At 60.7% G+C, this 17,211-nt stretch carries 13 protein-coding genes; 9 read left to right on the top strand and 4 right to left on the bottom strand.

Features of this window, described 5'->3' with window-relative positions; all coding sequences use genetic code 11:
• Positions 1 to 145: 145 nt before the first annotated feature.
• Complete coding sequence (locus EKN07_RS07345) at positions 146 to 943, bottom strand: HAD-IIA family hydrolase (protein WP_240611490.1); 798 nt, start codon at positions 941 to 943, stop codon at positions 146 to 148.
• Between the two features lie 188 nt (positions 944 to 1,131).
• Complete coding sequence (locus EKN07_RS07340) at positions 1,132 to 2,217, bottom strand: hypothetical protein (RefSeq protein WP_108716201.1); 1,086 nt, start codon at positions 2,215 to 2,217, stop codon at positions 1,132 to 1,134.
• Positions 2,218 to 2,758: 541 nt separating this feature from the next.
• Between EKN07_RS07340 and EKN07_RS07335 the strand changes: the two genes are divergently transcribed.
• The 7 genes from EKN07_RS07335 to EKN07_RS07305 all read left to right on the top strand — a co-directional run bounded on the left by EKN07_RS07335 (position 2,759) and on the right by EKN07_RS07305 (position 12,800).
• Positions 2,759 to 4,459 carry a glycerol-3-phosphate dehydrogenase/oxidase gene (locus tag EKN07_RS07335; protein ID WP_206435695.1) on the top strand — a complete coding sequence of 567 codons (1,701 nt, stop codon included), beginning with the start codon at positions 2,759 to 2,761 and terminating at the stop codon, positions 4,457 to 4,459.
• A gap of 226 nt (positions 4,460 to 4,685) precedes the next feature.
• Positions 4,686 to 6,200, top strand: a complete 1,515-nt coding sequence (gene glpK / locus EKN07_RS07330; protein WP_126146054.1) for a glycerol kinase GlpK — start codon at positions 4,686 to 4,688, stop codon at positions 6,198 to 6,200.
• Between the two features lie 567 nt (positions 6,201 to 6,767).
• A complete protein-coding gene (locus tag EKN07_RS07325) occupies positions 6,768 to 8,432 on the top strand; it encodes an L-lactate permease (RefSeq protein WP_108716203.1) in 1,665 nt (554 codons plus the stop codon).
• A gap of 12 nt (positions 8,433 to 8,444) precedes the next feature.
• Positions 8,445 to 9,233: a (Fe-S)-binding protein gene (locus EKN07_RS07320; protein ID WP_126146053.1), complete on the top strand. Its 789-nt coding sequence runs from the start codon at positions 8,445 to 8,447 to the stop codon at positions 9,231 to 9,233.
• Complete coding sequence (locus tag EKN07_RS07315) at positions 9,233 to 10,792, top strand: LutB/LldF family L-lactate oxidation iron-sulfur protein (RefSeq protein ID WP_108716731.1); 1,560 nt, start codon at positions 9,233 to 9,235, stop codon at positions 10,790 to 10,792. The genes EKN07_RS07320 and EKN07_RS07315 overlap by 1 nt, the downstream gene beginning before the upstream one ends.
• Positions 10,789 to 11,421, top strand: a complete 633-nt coding sequence (locus tag EKN07_RS07310) for an LUD domain-containing protein (protein ID WP_108716204.1) — start codon at positions 10,789 to 10,791, stop codon at positions 11,419 to 11,421. Before EKN07_RS07315 ends, EKN07_RS07310 begins: the two co-directional genes overlap by 4 nt.
• A gap of 539 nt (positions 11,422 to 11,960) precedes the next feature.
• Entirely contained in the window at positions 11,961 to 12,800 is an 840-nt protein-coding gene (locus EKN07_RS07305; RefSeq protein WP_108716205.1) for an SMP-30/gluconolactonase/LRE family protein, read from the top strand.
• 202 nt (positions 12,801 to 13,002) lie between these two features.
• Here the strand turns inward: EKN07_RS07305 and lysS are convergent, their stop codons facing one another.
• Positions 13,003 to 14,538, bottom strand: a complete 1,536-nt coding sequence (gene lysS, locus EKN07_RS07300; RefSeq protein WP_241228153.1) for a lysine--tRNA ligase — start codon at positions 14,536 to 14,538, stop codon at positions 13,003 to 13,005.
• 635 nt (positions 14,539 to 15,173) lie between these two features.
• On the opposite strand from lysS, the gene EKN07_RS07295 reads away from it, so the two are divergent.
• Both EKN07_RS07295 and EKN07_RS07290 read left to right on the top strand, forming a co-directional pair.
• Positions 15,174 to 16,091, top strand: a complete 918-nt coding sequence (locus EKN07_RS07295) for a hypothetical protein (RefSeq protein WP_126146051.1) — start codon at positions 15,174 to 15,176, stop codon at positions 16,089 to 16,091.
• Positions 16,088 to 16,864, top strand: coding sequence for a hypothetical protein (locus EKN07_RS07290; RefSeq protein WP_108716207.1), 777 nt, complete (start codon positions 16,088 to 16,090; stop codon positions 16,862 to 16,864). Before EKN07_RS07295 ends, EKN07_RS07290 begins: the two co-directional genes overlap by 4 nt.
• 102 nt (positions 16,865 to 16,966) lie before the next feature.
• Here the strand turns inward: EKN07_RS07290 and EKN07_RS12570 are convergent.
• The coding region (locus EKN07_RS12570; RefSeq protein WP_164546634.1) for a hypothetical protein at positions 16,967 to 17,211 on the bottom strand (245 nt) is incomplete at its 5' end.

Genomic DNA, 17,211 nt, shown 5'->3' with positions numbered 1-17,211 from the left:
TTGTGAAAAGTGGACAAGGCAACCTCCGTGTTGCAGTTGTAGGTTTACGCACGAGTTTACTGACATCGTTGTCACCGTATGTGTGCCGTTCGCGCCAGCCCGCCACTGGCCGCGCACGACGGCGGACACACATGATTCCTAGCGGTCAGTCGTTGTCGCTCCAGCCCCATTGCTTCCGAATCTCGTCCGGGATGAGGTGGTCGACGCGTGAAAGCGCGTAAGTGGGCTGAGACGCTGGGTCGAGCGCCTCGGCTTCCTCCAGCGTGGAATCGCCCGTCAGCACAAGTGCCGAGGGGATTCCCGTCTTGATGGCCATGCCGATATCGGTCATGAGCCGGTCGCCGACCATAATGCAGTTGGCTGGATCTACATCCAGACCTGCAATAGCGGCGTCAAGCATGATTGGCTCCGGTTTACCCATGTTCGCGACGCAGCGAGTACCGGTGCACGCCTCGATAGCGGCAACAATTGAAGCGGCATCAGGTTCCCCACGTCCCCCCGGGAACGGGCAGTACCGGTCCGGGTTGGTAGTAATCAGGAATGCACGCTTGTGGTACCAGATGGCGTCAAAGGCGATCTGTAGTTTCCGGTACTCGAAGGTCCGATCATAGGAGGCGATGACGATGTCAATCTCTTCCGGATCTTCACTCATGGCAATGCCCGCCTCAGCCAGCGCATTCTTGAGCGGCTGCTCGGAGATGGGAAACACCTTCGCATCGGGGTGATTGGTTCGCAGCCAGTGGACCGTAGTGACAACCGTATTCGTAATGTCCTCGATGCTGGCGGGAATATCCAGCCGGTTGAGTTTCTCTACGTACAGTTGCGGGTCACGGGTCGGATTATTCGAAAGAAAGCGAACCGGTTTGCCGAGGCGACGCAGACCCTCGATAAGGCGCTTGGCTCCCGGGAGGAGATGATCTCCCAAGTAGATAGTGCCGTCCATGTCAAAGATGTAGGCGTCGAATAGTTTTCCGGGCGAGGTGTACTCCACGTGAACTGGCTCCTTGCGCTTCCGATTGTGACGTGCAGTGGCGGTGTTTGACAGGCGATATACTTTGCGGAATTCCATCCGCGTTGGCTCCCGTCCGCCGGGTGTCGCCGCACCCGGCGGACGGAGTTCTGGATAATGCGCTATGCGATTAACCCGGCGAGGACCCACACCAACGTGTTGCAGATCCAGATGGCGGCTGCCGGAGGATCAATGTGGGAGACGCCGCGGTTGTACCACATGCGGGCGAAGAACTCTGCCAGCACCGCTGAGATGATGCCGAACACCGCAGCGATGACAAGGGCAAGAACCGCCATCGTCCAGGTACGAGAATCCCAGGTCGAGGTCGCCGTCCAGTGGAAGGTATCCAGCGATTCGCCCATGAGAATCGGGAAGAAATTAATGGCCGCCAGACCGGCGATATTCGTGACGTGATGCTGCACCGGCATATTCCGGTTGGTGATCAGGAAGAGGATGATGACGGCCGAGATACCGAATCCGAAGGTATTGGCCTGCCGCGCAGCAAGATCGAAGGCCACTTCCGGATGGCTCTCCGCCAGAGCTGCGCCCACGTTGGATGCCAAGAACAGCGAAGCACCGGCTCCGAAAATGCCGAAGAGTGAACCGATTGTCAACAGCGGACCGGTCTTCTCCTGCCACTCCAACCAGTGACCGTTGGGGCCGGGCTGAATCTTGCCGAACAGGCCGCGTGCACCATCGTTGAACTTCTCCGGGTTGTGCAGCGAACCCTTGCAGACACCCTTTCCAGGTGTGCCGCCGAACATGATACGAGCGACAATACCGGAGGTGACCACGGTCAAGGCCACCGAATCAGTGTGGCTCCCGAACCATGGTATCTGAGAAATTCCAATCTGCAGGAGGTAGCCGAACACGCCGAAGGCGGAACCGACAAGCATAACGTCTGCTCGTCCGAGACCCGCGAGCGGTGAGTTGACATCCTTGCCGTCGGTATGAGCTCCCCTGTAGCGAGCGTAAATGGCGGCCGCAGCGCCACCGGCGAATGCGATATGCGGACCCATGAAGGGACCAAAGGCCAGGTAATCGAGGCCAAACGTGCTACCGGTAGCTGCGAACACGCCCCAGGAGGCAAGTACACAGAAGCCGGTGAGAACGAAGGCGTAGTTGCCTCCGATGGCGGCACCGACGGCTCCGCCGGCGATGGCGGCGAGGAGGCCGAATAAAAAGACCCCAACAGACGTTATGAACATAGACGTTCCTTAACTCTTCTTCGAATTGGTATCGGACATTATTCCCTTGGTGTCGATACACGACCGACATACCCGAAGTAACCTCGGCCGTTACCCCGCTGTATCCGCACGTCGCCGTGCACCTTACGAGGCAAGAGCGTAACAGTGAACCCCCAGCCCACATCATGAATTGAACACTCTTGCACATACTTCGAGCACGTGGCGCGCCTGTGAGAAAAGTTGCACGCACGTGTCCGCGTGGATGAGCCCGCGACGGATACCCGCTCTTTCGCCCTGCGCATGCACAGGTGTGCGCACTAGTGACTATGTGCCACCGCTCTGGAAGGATGAGGTGTGGAGCACAACACCTCCACAACCAGCAAGTTTAGTAGACAGGCGCGCCGAGCAAATAACTGGACCGCACGAAAGTGCTGCTGACCAGAACATTCGAGTGACCAGAGCATTCGAGGTCGGCAAGATCAGTCCGAAGATCCACAAGGAGTGAGAGACGTTGCCACTAGCCAAACTTTCGCAAAGAGAACGCCAGCACGCACTATCAGACATGGCCACCGATGATGACCTGGACATACTCATTATCGGAGGCGGGGTGACGGGCGCTGGAATCGCCCTGGACGCCGCAACCCGCGGATTACGCGTAGGTATTGTCGAGGCACAAGACTGGGCATCTGGAACATCGTCGCGCTCATCAAAGCTTATCCACGGCGGCCTGCGCTACCTCTATCAACTCAATTTTGCTCTTGTCGCCGAGTCGCTACGGGAGCGCGGCCTGCTGTTGACCACCACGGCGCCCCACCTGGTCAAGGCCCAGCCCTTCCTCTGGCCACTGAAAATGCCCGTGATTGAACGGACCTATTCCGCGGTCGGCGTGGGCATGTATGACGCCATCGCCCAATTCGCCCACCGCGGCTCCGTGCCCATCCAGCGCCACTACACCCGCCAGGGCTCGCTCGCCCTGGCACCCGCACTGAAAAAGGACTCTCTTACGGGCTCGATTGTCTACTATGATGCCCGTGTTGACGACGCCCGTTTGGTAGTGAATCTGATACGCACCGCCGTCCGGCACGGGGCACTTGCTGCCAACCGCGTGCAGGTGACCGCTCTGACCAAGGACGCCACCGGACGAGTCGCGGGGGCACAACTGCATGATCTGGAAACCGGCGACGTCGTCGCCGTCAAGGCACGTACCGTCATCAACGCCACTGGCGTGTGGACGGAGAAAACGCAATCCCTAGCCGGCACCACCGGCGGTCTGAAGGTCCTCGCCTCTAAGGGCATCCATATAGTCGTTCCCAAGGACCGCATCGATTCGAAAGTCGGCATTTTCCTCCGCACGGAAAAGTCGGTCCTTTTCATTATCCCGTGGAAGCGGTATTGGATTATCGGCACCACGGATACCGCCTACCACGAAGATCGCCGCGAACCAGTGGCAGATAGCGCAGATATTGAATACGTCCTGGAGCAGGCTAACTCAGTTCTCGCCCAGCCGTTGACGAAGAGCGACATTATCGGCACCTTCGCCGGACTGCGCCCTCTTCTACAACCCGGCACGCTCGATGGCGACGAATCGAAGTCAACGCAGGTATCCCGCGAGCATACCGTCACCGAAGCTGCACCGGGCCTGGTCGTCATTGCGGGAGGCAAACTAACCTCCTATCGCAAGATGGCCGAGGACGCCGTCGACTTTGCGCTCGGCAAGAAGAGAGCGAAAGAGAATCCGTCGCTCACCACCACGACCACGCTGTCTGGAGCGGCGGAATACGAAGTGATGTGGAGTCGCCGCCATACCATCGCACGGCAGAGCGGCCTGACCCTTGACCATGTCGAGGATCTTCTGAATCGATATGGATCAGATATAGATCTACTTCTGCAAATGATCACGGAGCGCCCCGATCTTGCGGGAGAATTGGAGGGAGCCCCCGAGTACCTACGCGCGGAGATTGCTTTCGGCGTGGAGTACGAAGGAGCGCTCCATTTAGAAGACTTGCTCGCACGCAGGACGCGCCTGACGTATGAGCATCGTGACCGCGGCTTGGCGACTGCCGACGAAATCGCCACCCTGGCGGGCGAACTACTCGGATGGGACGAGAGGAAGAAGGAAACCGAGATCGCCTCCTATCACGCAAGGTGCGAGGCAGAGGAAAAGGCAGAGGGTATACGCGACGAAGCGGAGGCTCAGCGTGTACGCGCAGAGGCTCCAGATGCCACGCCTTTCCTTGATGTCGCGCCGGAGATTCACGGCTAAGACGACTCGGCGGCAACACAAACAGAAGACTGTGATCAGCGCTGGGCAGGGCGTCACTCCGTTGGGGCGATCCCTCCCGCCACTGTCACCGGCTCGGCAAGTTCGAGTGTTGCTAACGAATTGAGCGAAAACGGTGCCACTGGCTTCGCGACTCGGCTAGAATCACCGGCACTACTCGGGAGCCCGATTCTTCCCGCCCGCCATCAACGAGAAAGGAATAGTCCATATGAGCGACACCGAACGCAAGTACGTTCTCGCGATCGATCAAGGCACCACATCAAGCCGAACGATCTTGTTCAATCACGCCGGGCAGGTCGTTTCCAGCGGCCAGTTGGAACACGAGCAAATCTTCCCCCACGCCGGCTGGGTGGAGCACGACCCGGTCGAAATCTGGGGAAATGTGCGCGAAACGGTTGGCATGGCCTTGGCACAGGCCTCCGCCAACCACCACGACATCGCAGCAGTTGGCATCACGAATCAGCGCGAAACCACCATTATCTGGGATCGAAATACGGGCGAACCCGTATACAACGCCATCGTCTGGCAGGACACCCGGTCACAGGACATCGTTGACCGTCTCGCGGCCGACGGCGGCCTGGATCGCTTCCACGAGATCGTGGGTGAGACGCTGTCCACCTATGCCTCTATCACCAAGATCATGTGGATCTTGGAGAACGTGGAGGGAGTGCGCGAGCGTGCTGAACGCGGCGAGCTGGCCTTCGGCACCCCGGACACCTGGTTGATCTGGAATATGACCGGAGGCGTCAACGGCGGTGTTCACGTCACTGATGTCACCAATGCATCCCGAACTATGCTGATGGACCTGCGCACGCTGAGCTGGCGTGAGGATATCTGCGAAATCGCCGGCATTCCCATGTCGCTGCTGCCGGAAATCCGGTCCTCCTCCGAGATTTACGGCTACGGCAGGCAAGAAGGTCTCCTGCCGGGCAAGCCGATCGCAGGTGACCTGGGCGACCAGCAAGCCGCAACCTTCGGGCAGGCCTGTTTCCAGCCCGGCATGGCGAAGAACACCTATGGCACCGGCTGCTTCATGCTGCTGAATACCGGTACGGAGCCACAGCTCTCCAAGAACGGCCTCATTACAACCGTCTGCTACAAGATCGGCGATCAGGCCCCGGTATATGCCCTCGAAGGCTCGATTGCTGTAACCGGTTCACTGGTGCAATGGCTGCGTGACAACCTCGGTATCATCACGTCGTCGTCGGAGATTGAGGCACTGGCCGAGACCGTCGATGACAACGGCGGCATGTACTTCGTCCCCGCATTCTCCGGTCTATTCGCACCGCACTGGCGCAGCGATGCGCGTGGCGCGATTGTCGGAATGACGCGATACAACACCAAGGCACACCTGGCACGCGCGGCACTGGAAGCCACAGCCTTCCAGACGCGTGAGGTGCTGGACGCCATGGAAGCCGATTCCGGGGCGAAGCTCGAGCAACTGCGCGTTGACGGTGGCATGACCGCCAACAAACTGCTGATGCAGTTCCAGGCGGATATCCTCAATACCGACGTCGTTCTGCCCGTCGTGGCGGAAACCACCGCTCTCGGCGCGGCGTACGCCGCCGGCATCGCCGTCGGATTCTGGGAGGGCGAGGACGACGTCATCGCCAACTGGGAGGAGGCCACGCGCTGGAGTCCGCAAATGGACGACGGCGAGCGTGAGCATCAACTCCATCAGTGGAATAAGGCGGTAGCCAGGACACTGGACTGGATCGACTAATTCCCCGAACCTCCGGCTCAGGGGCCGCTGCACCCTCTCTTTTTGGTGCGGCGGCCCCTTGCCATGTTGGTGCGGCGGCCCCTTGCCACGCGCACGACTGCGGGCGTACGGACCGCGCATAGCAATCCTTGCTGCCGCCATCTGCCTGCCCTGTGACCCGTCCGCACGAGCCTAACGTCCCAACTCACCCGCTCCCTACCGGCCCGGTCAGAGCCGAGTGCATATTCCCACTGCGTGTTCCCCGGCATCATCTAGCGGCACAGCCTTACGCCGCACCCTCCCCACGCCGGACTTTCTCCCGAAGTTACAGGTCAAACGACCACCCCGGGGCACAGAACTTTTCCGCGGAATCTCAACAACTCCCGAAATTGAATTACGTGAGACCTTCCTTGTGTATGTCGATTTCCGCTAATGTACCGAATAGTGGCTTGTAGACTTTCGTCCCATAAAGTAGCGGGATGCAAAGCGAGCAAACCACATGTCAAAACTAGCCCATGGTGCACAGGGTTCGGACGGGCTAACACCCGGCCACCCACACACCATCCGTACTCCAATGAGGGAGCGTTCATGCTACTAGCCGCCTCTTTCACCCCATCAACCACGGCGGTGGGGTCCAGTCTCGTCCTCAGCGCACTACTCGGTCTGCTGCCGCTTGTGGTGTTCTTCGTCATGCTAGGCGTTTTCAAAGTCCCAACTCACAAATGTGCCATCGGCTCCTTAGCGGTGGCGTTACTCATTGCCATGCTCGGCTTCCACATGCCGGTTGGACTGTCAGTACTGTCCGCCACGCAGGGGGCAGCGTTCGGCCTCTTCCCCATCTTGTACATCGTCATTATGGCGGTGTGGATCTACAACCTGACCGAAACATCAGGGAGATCAGAGGACGTCCGCGCCGTTTTCTCCGTGGTTGGCAAAGGCGATATGAGAGTACAGGCTCTTCTCATCGGCTTCTGCTTCTGCGGTCTGCTCGAGGGTCTAGCAGGCTTCGGCGCCCCGGTTGCGATTGCCTGCGCCATGCTCCTCGCGCTCGGCCTTCCGCCCATCAAGGCAGCAATTGTCACCATGGTGGGAAATGCCCTGAACGTCGGCTTCGGCGCCATGGCTATTCCCGTCACCACCGCCGCCCAGCTGGGTGGCTCGCCCGCCGATATTGTCGGTGCCACCATGGGTCGGATCACCCCGTTCCTGCTGTGCTGGCTGCCCATCCTACTTCTGGGCATCCTTGACGGGATGCGCGGTATCCGCCAGGCCTGGCCCGCAGCACTGGTCGCCGGCCTCGGAATGGCCGCCGGTCACTTCGTCGCCTCCAATTTCCTCTCCTACCAACTCGCAGCTGTATTCGCCTCGCTCATTTCTTTCGCTCTCGTAGCCATTCTGTTGCGCTTCTGGCAGCCGACCACCCCCGAAGAGCAGCACTCGTCGACCGAGGCGGAAGGCGGACTATCGGCGTCCCGTGTAACACTCGGCCTCATGCCCTACTGGCTGGTGGTACTAATCTTCGGTATCGTCAAACTGTGGAACATCGGTGTGGACATCCCCGCCTGGCTCTCCTCTACCGACATCGCCATCAAATGGCCCGGCCTATACGGCAACCTGCTGACCGGTTCCGGTGAGGTGTCCGCCTCCGCCATCTTCAACCTGCAATGGCTCTCCTCCCCGGGCACCATGCTCCTACTCACCGGACTGATCGTCTCCATCGCCTATGGAGCGACGTCATCGGGCGGTCGCTTCACATACTCCTTCGGTCGTGGCATTCGCACGCTGAGCAACACGATTTACAACCTGCGCCTGACGATCCTGACCATTATGGCTGTGATGGCTCTTGCCTACGTCATGAACTTCTCCGGGCAGACGGTTGCCATCGGCACCTGGCTGGCGGCCACCGGCGGCGCCTTCGCCTTCCTCTCCCCGCTGCTGGGATGGATCGGCACCGCAGTCACCGGGTCCGCGACGTCGGCCGGTGCGCTCTTCGCCAACCTTCAGTCCACCGCCGCTGCACAAGCACATCTCAGCCCACAGCTGCTGCTGGCAGCCAACGAGATCGGTGGTGGCATCGGCAAGATCGTCAGCCCACAGAACCTTGCCATCGCGGCAACGGCAATCAAAGAGCCCGGGTCAGAGTCAACCTTGCTACGCAAGTCGGCGCCATTCTCAATACTGCTCATCGTATTGTTGGGCATCATCATCTTCCTCGCCTCGCGCGGGGTTCTAGGATTCGTCATCGTGAGTTAACAAGGAGGTTCCATGAGAATCGCTTTATTCGCGACGTGCATCTCCGACGTCATGTTCCCGCAGGCTTCGCAGGCTACAGTCCATCTGCTGGAGCGGCTGGGGCACGAGGTAGTCTTCCCTGAGAACCAGGGATGCTGCGGCCAGATGCACATCAACACCGGCTACTACCCGGAGGCCATGCCGCTTATCCGCAACCATGTGAATACGTTCCAACCCGTCCTCGACGGCGAGTGGGACGCCATCGTTGCTCCCTCGGGTTCGTGTACGGGTTCACTACGTCACCAGGCATCGATGGTTGCTGCCGATCAAGGAGAGGAACAACTCTCCGCCTATGCAGCGGCTATCGCAAAGAAGACGTATGACCTGCCCGAACTCCTGGTCAATGTGCTCGGCATGGAAGACGTGGGCGCCTATTTCCCGCATCGGGTCACGTACCACACCACGTGCCATTCCCTGCGTATGGCACGTGTGGGTGACACTCCAATCCGGCTAATCAAAGCCGTTGATGGTATCGACTACGTTCCGCTTCCCGATGCCGAGATCTGCTGCGGTTTCGGCGGAACATTCTCCTTGAAAAACCCGGAGGTCTCATCATCGATGCTCTCGGACAAGATGTCGAACATCCTCGCAACGGGCGCGGAAATCGTCGTCGCCGGAGACTACTCGTGCCTGATGAACATCGGCGGGGGGCTCTCGCGCACGCGTTCCGGAATACGTGCCATGCACCTGGCCGAGGTGCTGGCCGGAACAAGGGATGAACCGTGGGTGGCTCCCGCAAGCACAACAAAGGTGGGGGCATGATGATCGATTCACTGCGCAATCTTGCAACGAAGCTGAAGATCAACCCCTCCGAGTGGTCCGAGAAGGATCTGGAGGCGGCAGAACTCGGTTGGTATCCCGGCCATCCGATTCCGGAGGACCCGCTGCGGTGGGGGCAGACCTTCCAGGAAGGCGCACATGAAACCCTGCGCAATACGCAGATGCGCCGCAACCTCGGCTATGCCACCACAAAGATCCGCACCAAGCGCGGCACCCGCGTAGACGAAATGCCTGATTGGCAGGCCCTGCGCGACGCCGCCTCCAATATCAAGCGGAACACGATGGCGCACTTGCCGGAGCTGCTGGAGCAATTCGAGGCGAATGTGACGGCCCGCGGCGGTATCGTGCATTGGGCGCGGGACGCTGAGGAAGCCAACCAAATCGCCTACTCCATCATCAAGGAGAAGAACGTTGATGAGGTGGTCAAGGTAAAGTCCATGGCCACCCAAGAGATCAACTTCAATGAGTACCTGGCCAAGCGGGGCATCCAGGCGTGGGAGACCGACCTGGCGGAGATGATCGTGCAGCTGTCGAACGATATGCCGTCGCACGTCGTCGTTCCCGCCATTCACCGCAATCGCGCCGAAGTGAAGGCAATCTTCGAAGCGCGCATGGGTGATGCTCCGCCGAATATGGGCAATGAGCCCCGCGAGCTCGCCATGGCGGCTCGTGCGCACTTGCGCAAGAAGTTCCTCAGCGCAAAGGTAGCGATTTCCGGTTCCAATATGGGCATCGCGGAGACGGGCACACTATCTGTGTTCGAGTCCGAGGGCAATGGGCGCATGTGCCTGACTCTGCCGGAAACGCTGATCACCATTATGGGCATCGAAAAGCTCGTACCGCGCTACCAGGATATTGAGGTGTTTAGCCAGCTGTTGCCGCGATCAGCAACCGGCGAGCGGATGAATCCCTACACGTCGTTCTGGACAGGCGTCACCCCGGGTGATGGCCCGCAGGAGTTCCATCTCATTCTGCTGGATAACGGCCGTTCCAAGGTGTTGGCGGATCCCGTTGGCCGCGAAGCCCTGAAGTGCATCCGCTGCGGCGCCTGCATGAACATCTGCCCGGTGTACCAGCACGTGGGCGGCCATGCCTACAACTCCGTGTACCCGGGACCGATCGGAGCGATTCTGACGCCGCAGCTGTTGGGAGCCTTCGACCACCACGATCCGGCCTCCACGCTTCCCTTCGCCTCGTCACTGTGCGGCGCCTGCTATGAGGCGTGCCCCGTGCAGATCGACATTCCGACCATACTCGTTCACCTGCGGCACCGGTACACGGAGGAAAACCGCGGTGGAATCCCCAGTATCTGGGACGTCGGCATGAAGGCGACGTCGAAGATCATGGGTTCCGGAAAGAACATGGCTGCCGCGGGCAAAGCGATCCATCCCGCACGTCTGATTGCCGGGTCGGATCGAAAGATCGGGCATATCCCGTTACCGATAGCGCAGAACTGGACACATGTCCGTGATATCCCCGCTCCACCGGCGCAGAGTTTCCGTGAGTGGTGGAAGGCACGCGATAAGGAGGAGCAGGAATGAAAGCCATGAACGAGGCCAAGGTGGAGATTCTGCGGCGTGTTGCCGCCGCCGGGCCAGTGGAGGCTCCGGAAATCCCTCGCGAGTACCGTACCTCCGGCAGCGGTGACATCGTCGCCGAAATGGAGCAGGCACTGATCGACTACACGGCAACCGTTACGCACTGCACGCCGGACGGCATTCCAGAGGCTATTGCTGCCGCATTGAAAGGCGCTTCGTCCGTGGTGGTACCACCAGGCCTGGAAAAGAGCTGGCAGGAAGCGGCGGCGAAAGGCTGCGAAGTGCGTGTGGATGATCCGCCGCTGACCAAGGACGAACTCGATGGCACCGATGCCGTGCTTACGGCATCCAGGGTGGCCGTGTCGCTATCCGGCACGATTATGCTCGATGGCGAACCCGATCAGGGCCGCCGCGCCATTTCCTTGGTGCCGGATATGCATGTGTGCGTCCTGTACGCCAGCACGATTAAGGCGACGGTGCCGGAGGCCGTCGAGGTGCTTTCACAGCATCCGACCCGACCCACGACGTGGATTGCCGGTCCGTCGGCGACTTCTGATATTGAGTTGGTGCGTGTCGACGGCGTGCACGGCCCGCGTACACTGCGCGTCATTATCGTCGACGACGTCGGTTAGCACTGCGAACAGTCGATATGCAGCGGTGGGTGTGCTCGTATGCAGGGCACACCCACCGCTATGCCGAGGATCTTCCTCACTCCCCATTCCCCAAAACTTCGCCGCGTCCCGCACTGGCACACGATGGGCCGACGGCGGCCCCAGTCCCCGTTGCCCCAAAAACTCCGCCTTTCCCCAGTTTCGCGCGCATATCGCGCAAAACTGCAGAAACCCAGAAAACCACGACACCCACGTCCTGAAGACAAAAGCCCACCCATGTCCTGACCGGTCACCCATGTCCTGACCGGTCAGTCCTGACCAGCCACCGGTCAGTCCCGGCCAGGAATCCACCACCATCCCCACCGCTCACGCGTTTCCCCTCGCACTTGCCTTCCCATCACGCGCTTCCCCTCGCACACGGCCCACCGCCGACCTATCCAGGATTGGGTTGCCGACCCGACCGCATCTCCTCTCGCACACACCTGCCCTGAAAGCCCAGGTCGGCAGACCCGGGCGACATCACCCCCTCGCACACACCTGCCCCGCTATGATCGTCAGTGATGCATCCCGAACAAATCACTGACGTAATCGCCTACCACGGCGAGGGACCCGTCTGGCACCATTCCTGGGGAGGCCTGCGCATGGTCGATATGCTTGCCGGAGACATTCTCACCATTGATCACGCTGGAGCCGTCCAACGCCTCGCCACCGGTTCGTCCATCGCCGCTTTTGTCCGTCCGCGCACGCGCGGCGGCTACGTCGTCGGCCTCGAACGAGGCATTGGCCTTGCCGACTCTGCATTTGTGCCTCCCACGGCGCTACCTGCCATGTGGGAGGATCCGACCGTGCGCATGAACGAATGCGGTATTGATCCACACGGCCTGCTGTACGCGGGTGGCATGCCCTATGATCGGCGCCCCGGGGGAGCGCAGTTGTTCCGAATCGCGGCGGACGGGTCCTATGATGTCGTTCTTCCATCAGTCACCACGTCGAACGGAATCGAGTGGTCCCCGGATGGTAGCCGCGCCTATTTCAACGACACCGCCACAGGCGGCACTGACGTTTTCGATGTGGCCGACGACGGTCACCTCGTGAACCGTCGGCTCTTTCACGACGGAGACGGGGGACGCCCCGACGGCTTGGCCGTCGATTCGGCAGGGAACGTGTGGTGTGCCCTTAACCGGGTGGGCAGGGTGCGGCTCTATTCTCCCGCTGCGGAGATCCTCGGCGAATGGCAACTGCCAGTGCGAGGGGTAACAGCGGTGACACTCGGTGGAGAGGACAGGCGGGATGTCTTCATCACGACATCGCGCGAAACCTCCGATGAACCACGAGCCGGAGCAGTCTTCCACCTGCGTGCAGAGGTGCCCGGGCAACCCACTCGCGAATACGTTGGGTGAAGCGCATGCCTTAAAGCCATCTGCGCAATCCCCAACGGTGCAGTGCCCGTCGGCGCAATCCCCAACGGTGCAGTGCCCGTCGGCGCTATGCGCACCGCGTGTACACAAGGCTGCGGGTTGCACGGCCCCGCTGACGTCATGCCAACCACCGGTACATGAACTCGGACCGGTACCGCGCCCCAAACCCCGCTGGCGTCGCGGACTATCCCTGCGGCTTGATGAACGGGAAGATGATGGTCTCTCGGATGCCCAAACCTGTCATCGCCGTCAACAGGCGATCAATACCCATTCCCATGCCACCCGTGGGCGGGAAACCCTGCTCCATAGCTTCCAGGAAGTCCTCATCCAGCTGCATCGCCTCCGGATTTCCGCCGGCGGCCTCCAACGACTGCGCGACCAGCCTTTCACGCTGAATCACCGGGTCGGCAAGCTCGGAGTAGGCGGTACCGAGTTCCAGCCCCCGCACGTACAGATCCCACTTTTCGGTCAGCCCCGCCTTGCTGCGATGTTGGCGGGTCAACGGGGAGGTGTCCTCCGGAAAGTCGCGCACGAAAGTCGGCTCCCAGAGTTTGTGGCCCACCAGCTCTTCGAACAGCTCCTCGGCGATCTTTCCATTGACCCAGAACGGAGCCACCGCGATACCGTGCGCCTCGGCCAAAGCCTCCAGGCGTTCACGCGGCGTCTCAACCGTCACTTCTTCGCCTACCGCCTCACTCAGCGCGGTGTACAGATCCAGGCTTGCCCAAGTGCCACCGAAGTCGTACTCCGTGCCATCCGCCAGCGTAACGACGGTTGTTCCCAGGGTGTCGAGGCATGCCTGCTGCACCAGATCGCGCGTCAGCTCGGCCATGGTGTCATACGTAGCGTAAGCCTGATACGCCTCCAACGCCGTGAACTCCGGAGAATGCGTGGAATCTGCACCTTCGTTTCTGAAGTTGCGATTGATTTCGAACACCCGATCAATTCCGCCGACGACGGCGCGCTTGAGGTGCAGTTCCGTGGCGATACGCAGGTAGAGGTCCTCGTTATAGGCGTTGATATGCGTGGTGAAGGGCCGGGCGGCCGCGCCACCCTGGACGGTCTGCAGCATGGGTGTTTCGATCTCGGTGTAGCCACGCCGATCAAAGTTCGCCCGCAAGGACTTCAAAACCCCGGCACGCAAATGCACCATCTCGCGTGCCGCCGGGCGCATGATGAGATCGAGATGCCGCTGGCGTACCCTTGACTCTTCGGAAAGCGAAACATCTTCGCCCTCCGCATTCTTGTATACCTTCGGCAGGGGGCGAATCGCCTTGGAGGCAATCCGGAAACTGTGCGCGAACACCGAGAGCTCGCCCCGCTTGGACGCGCCGATATGCCCTTCCACGAAGAGGTGATCACCCAGATCGACGTCGGCCTTGAAGCGGTCCAGTCCGTCTTCCCCTACGTAGGCGAGCGAGAAGATGACTTGCAGGCGGTTGCCCGCACCATCCTGCAGGGTGGCGAAACAAATCTTGCCGCCGGTACGAGCGAGCATCACTCGACCCGCCACACCGACCCTATCATCGGCCAGCTCAACTCCCGGTTCCACGCCCCGATAGTCGGCCCGCACCTGCTTGATGGTGGAGGTAATGGGGAGCTCAACCGGGTACGGCTCGATGCCTTCATCCATGAGCCGCTGACGCTTCGCCAGGCGCACCCGAATCTGTTCTGGCGTGTCATCGGCTGCGGCTAGGTTTTGCTGGTTCTTCTGAGTCACGAAAACAAGCCTATCGGGCGCGGTCCTCCAGCGCATTCTGGGCGGTGGTGATTTTCATCAGAACTGGGGATTCTCGTGCCCCGCCGCGTGGCTGTTTCACACCGGTTGTACCGGTTCGTCGGGCACGGAATAATACCGACGACGGCCGGTGCACCCGCCCATACACGCAGTTCCGAACAGAGGGTTGGGTACCAGTAGATGAAGCGGCCGATGTACCGCCCATATTCACGGTTCCAAGCAGGGGCAGGGTGCCGGTGGATGATACGGATGGTGTGCCCGCCCATATGTGTGGAGCAGTTGGAAGGAGCGCGGCGCAACCTTTCTCAGTTCCTCACACCCGAACGGCAGCCTAAGACCAACCCCACGCTGGCGGGGATCCCGCGGCGCTGACCGCGTTGGCCCATGAGATCGTGCAGCCAACTCCACGCAAGCGGGGATCCCGCTCAGCTCCTCGCACCCGGATGGCAACCTCGCGCGAACTGGAGGAGCGCCAGCCAAGGTGCGCCCGCTTCGTCGTCGTCCGCCTACGGCAGATACGGCCCGATAAGAACTGATCGGAGCGCTCCTTTCGGGTAGACTGCCGTGCGGAGCCCGATTCGTTGCGAATACTCACACGGGTAGAGGTTGAGGTGCTTATGAGAATAGAACTTCCAGACTCCTGGCAGGAAAAACCAGCCACCGGCATTTTCGACGGCGCCGCCTACGTCGCACTTGGGCCCGCCGGTTATCGTGACTACGCACCGTCCGTCGTCGTTCTTCGCGTTGAAGACATGCAGGATTCTTTGGGGCAGTGGACGAGCCGATCCCGTAATGATATCCCCAGCGATATCGCGACCTACCGTCTCCTTGATATCGGCGAACTGACACTTGCCGGCAATCCGGCGACCGTCAGTATGACCGTGCTATCGATCTCGGGGGTGAGTGTTACCCAAACTCAGGTCCTGACCATCACGCCCCGCGGTGACGGCTACCAGATCACAGCCTCGTGCGCGACGCCGGATTATCCGAAGCTAGTTGACCTGCTGCACAGCATTATCGCCACTTTCAACCCGGAAGAGGATCCGCTGGGCGCCGATGAGGAACCGGCCACCGCCTATGTCCACTCCTTCCCTGGGCGTCGGCTGCCCTCCAGTTGGCGCGAGCAACATCGGCCTGCTACACCCGGTACCGCCAAGCGAAACGTGCCAGCCCCGCAACCGGGCCAACGTTCCAGCGAACGCACCGGAACTACGCAGAACCGTTCGAAGGCTCCCGCCGCGAATGCTTCAGTTCCTGAGCCGCCGACGGATACAGCTGCGCCGGAGCAGTCGGCCGGTGGTTCCGTGTCCGCGACGCCGACGAGCACTGCAGCGCCGGAAGAAGCACCCGCTGCGACGCCCGGCGTCATACCCCCGGCAGGACCCGATGGTGACCACAATCCCCACAACGTCGCACCGTCATCCGGGGCGGCCACGAATGGCGGCATGCCGGCTCCGCCTGAGCAGGCGGACATGCACCGCGAGGAGCCAGGAGCCGCGACAGGTAGGACCGCTACACCAGGGGAGGACGCATGAAGGACGCACGAAGAGTCTCCAGCCGCGAAGCGGACTGGGATGCCTTGCAGGGATTCATCGACGACGAACACATTCGGGCTGCTCATCGTCGCCTGCTGGAACTAGGTGCGCGGCCCCCTGATCCACGAAGCATGGCCGACCGATTGGACCGAATGTCGAACTGTTATGAACGGCTCCAGGCCAACGGCTTTATCGACGACGGCCGCCTCACCCGTGGTGCACGCCACCTCCTTGAGGCCTACCTCAATCCAGTGCAGGGCTTTCGCCTCGAGCTTGCCATCTCAGACAGGCGGTACGAATCACGAATCTGGGTGGCAGCCAATCATGTGGGATTCATCGAGGAGCGGACCCGCATCCAACTGCTGCTCCGCAGAATTCATCCCGGTGTTCTTCCGACGGTGATTGTGGACATGCTCGGGATCGGTCCCCGCCGTCAGATCGATACCGACGCCACGCTCGACGTGCCAACGCAATACATCACCGACCTCATCGTGAGTCCCTTCAGAGGTCGGCCAGGCCAATTCGCTGAGCATGTGGAAAGCACCTTTCCCACCGTCGCCGCAGACCTGCGGAAAAACCGCTGGAGTTGCTGGATGCTGAGTCGGCTCGATATCACGCCCGATGACTTTGTTGGTCGCGGTTCCCTTGCCGCATTAGATACACCGAGCGCTCTTCTGGGTGTAGAGCTTCGCGGGAAGAACTCACGCCTGGTACCGCTGAACTCGCAGCGCTTGTGGATGCTCCTGGCAGATGGTCTGGGGGTCGCATCCTAGTAAGCGCGTACTCATTGGCAGCCCAGCGATTAGCGGAACCGGCCCGGGCGGGGAGCACGTCAGGCAATCGTCCCTCTTCCGCTTCATCGCCGCCCATCGCCCCTATGGCAGCGGTAAAAGGAAGGAGTTGACTAGGTCCATGATGGTTGCATGTGCGGTGCCATCGGTTGTTTCGAAGTCCTCGGCTGTGCTTCGCAACGCGGAGGCCAGTTCTTCCAATCGGGCAATGCTGGCTTGACGCCCGTCCGATAATGCCGCACCGGCATCCATGGACTTGCTCGAGAGTTTCGCACTGGGCACAGCCGACCAGCTACCGATTAACGACGTAGAACCCGGCGTGTTACCGA

It is taken from the genome of Actinobaculum sp. 352, assembly GCF_003957265.1.
GTDB lineage: Bacteria > Actinomycetota > Actinomycetes > Actinomycetales > Actinomycetaceae > Asp313.
The sequence above is the reverse complement of the archived record's forward strand: the minus strand, read 5'-3'. Positions and strand labels throughout refer to the sequence as shown.

Bases quoted from the DNA above. Each gene is read 5' to 3' on its own strand.
- EKN07_RS07315 (WP_108716731.1), top strand. From the start codon at position 9,233: ATGATCGATTCACTGCGCAATCTTGCAACGAAGCTGAAGATCAACCCC.
- EKN07_RS07340 (WP_108716201.1), bottom strand. From the start codon at position 2,217: ATGTTCATAACGTCTGTTGGGGTCTTTTTATTCGGCCTCCTCGCCGCC.
- EKN07_RS07290 (WP_108716207.1), top strand. From the start codon at position 16,088: ATGAAGGACGCACGAAGAGTCTCCAGCCGCGAAGCGGACTGGGATGCC.
- glpK (WP_126146054.1), top strand. From the start codon at position 4,686: ATGAGCGACACCGAACGCAAGTACGTTCTCGCGATCGATCAAGGCACC.
- EKN07_RS07305 (WP_108716205.1), top strand. From the start codon at position 11,961: ATGCATCCCGAACAAATCACTGACGTAATCGCCTACCACGGCGAGGGA.
- EKN07_RS07310 (WP_108716204.1), top strand. From the start codon at position 10,789: ATGAAAGCCATGAACGAGGCCAAGGTGGAGATTCTGCGGCGTGTTGCC.
- EKN07_RS07320 (WP_126146053.1), top strand. From the start codon at position 8,445: ATGAGAATCGCTTTATTCGCGACGTGCATCTCCGACGTCATGTTCCCG.
- EKN07_RS07335 (WP_206435695.1), top strand. From the start codon at position 2,759: ATGGCCACCGATGATGACCTGGACATACTCATTATCGGAGGCGGGGTG.
- EKN07_RS07325 (WP_108716203.1), top strand. From the start codon at position 6,768: ATGCTACTAGCCGCCTCTTTCACCCCATCAACCACGGCGGTGGGGTCC.
- EKN07_RS07295 (WP_126146051.1), top strand. From the start codon at position 15,174: ATGAGAATAGAACTTCCAGACTCCTGGCAGGAAAAACCAGCCACCGGC.
- EKN07_RS07345 (WP_240611490.1), bottom strand. From the start codon at position 943: ATGGACGGCACTATCTACTTGGGAGATCATCTCCTCCCGGGAGCCAAG.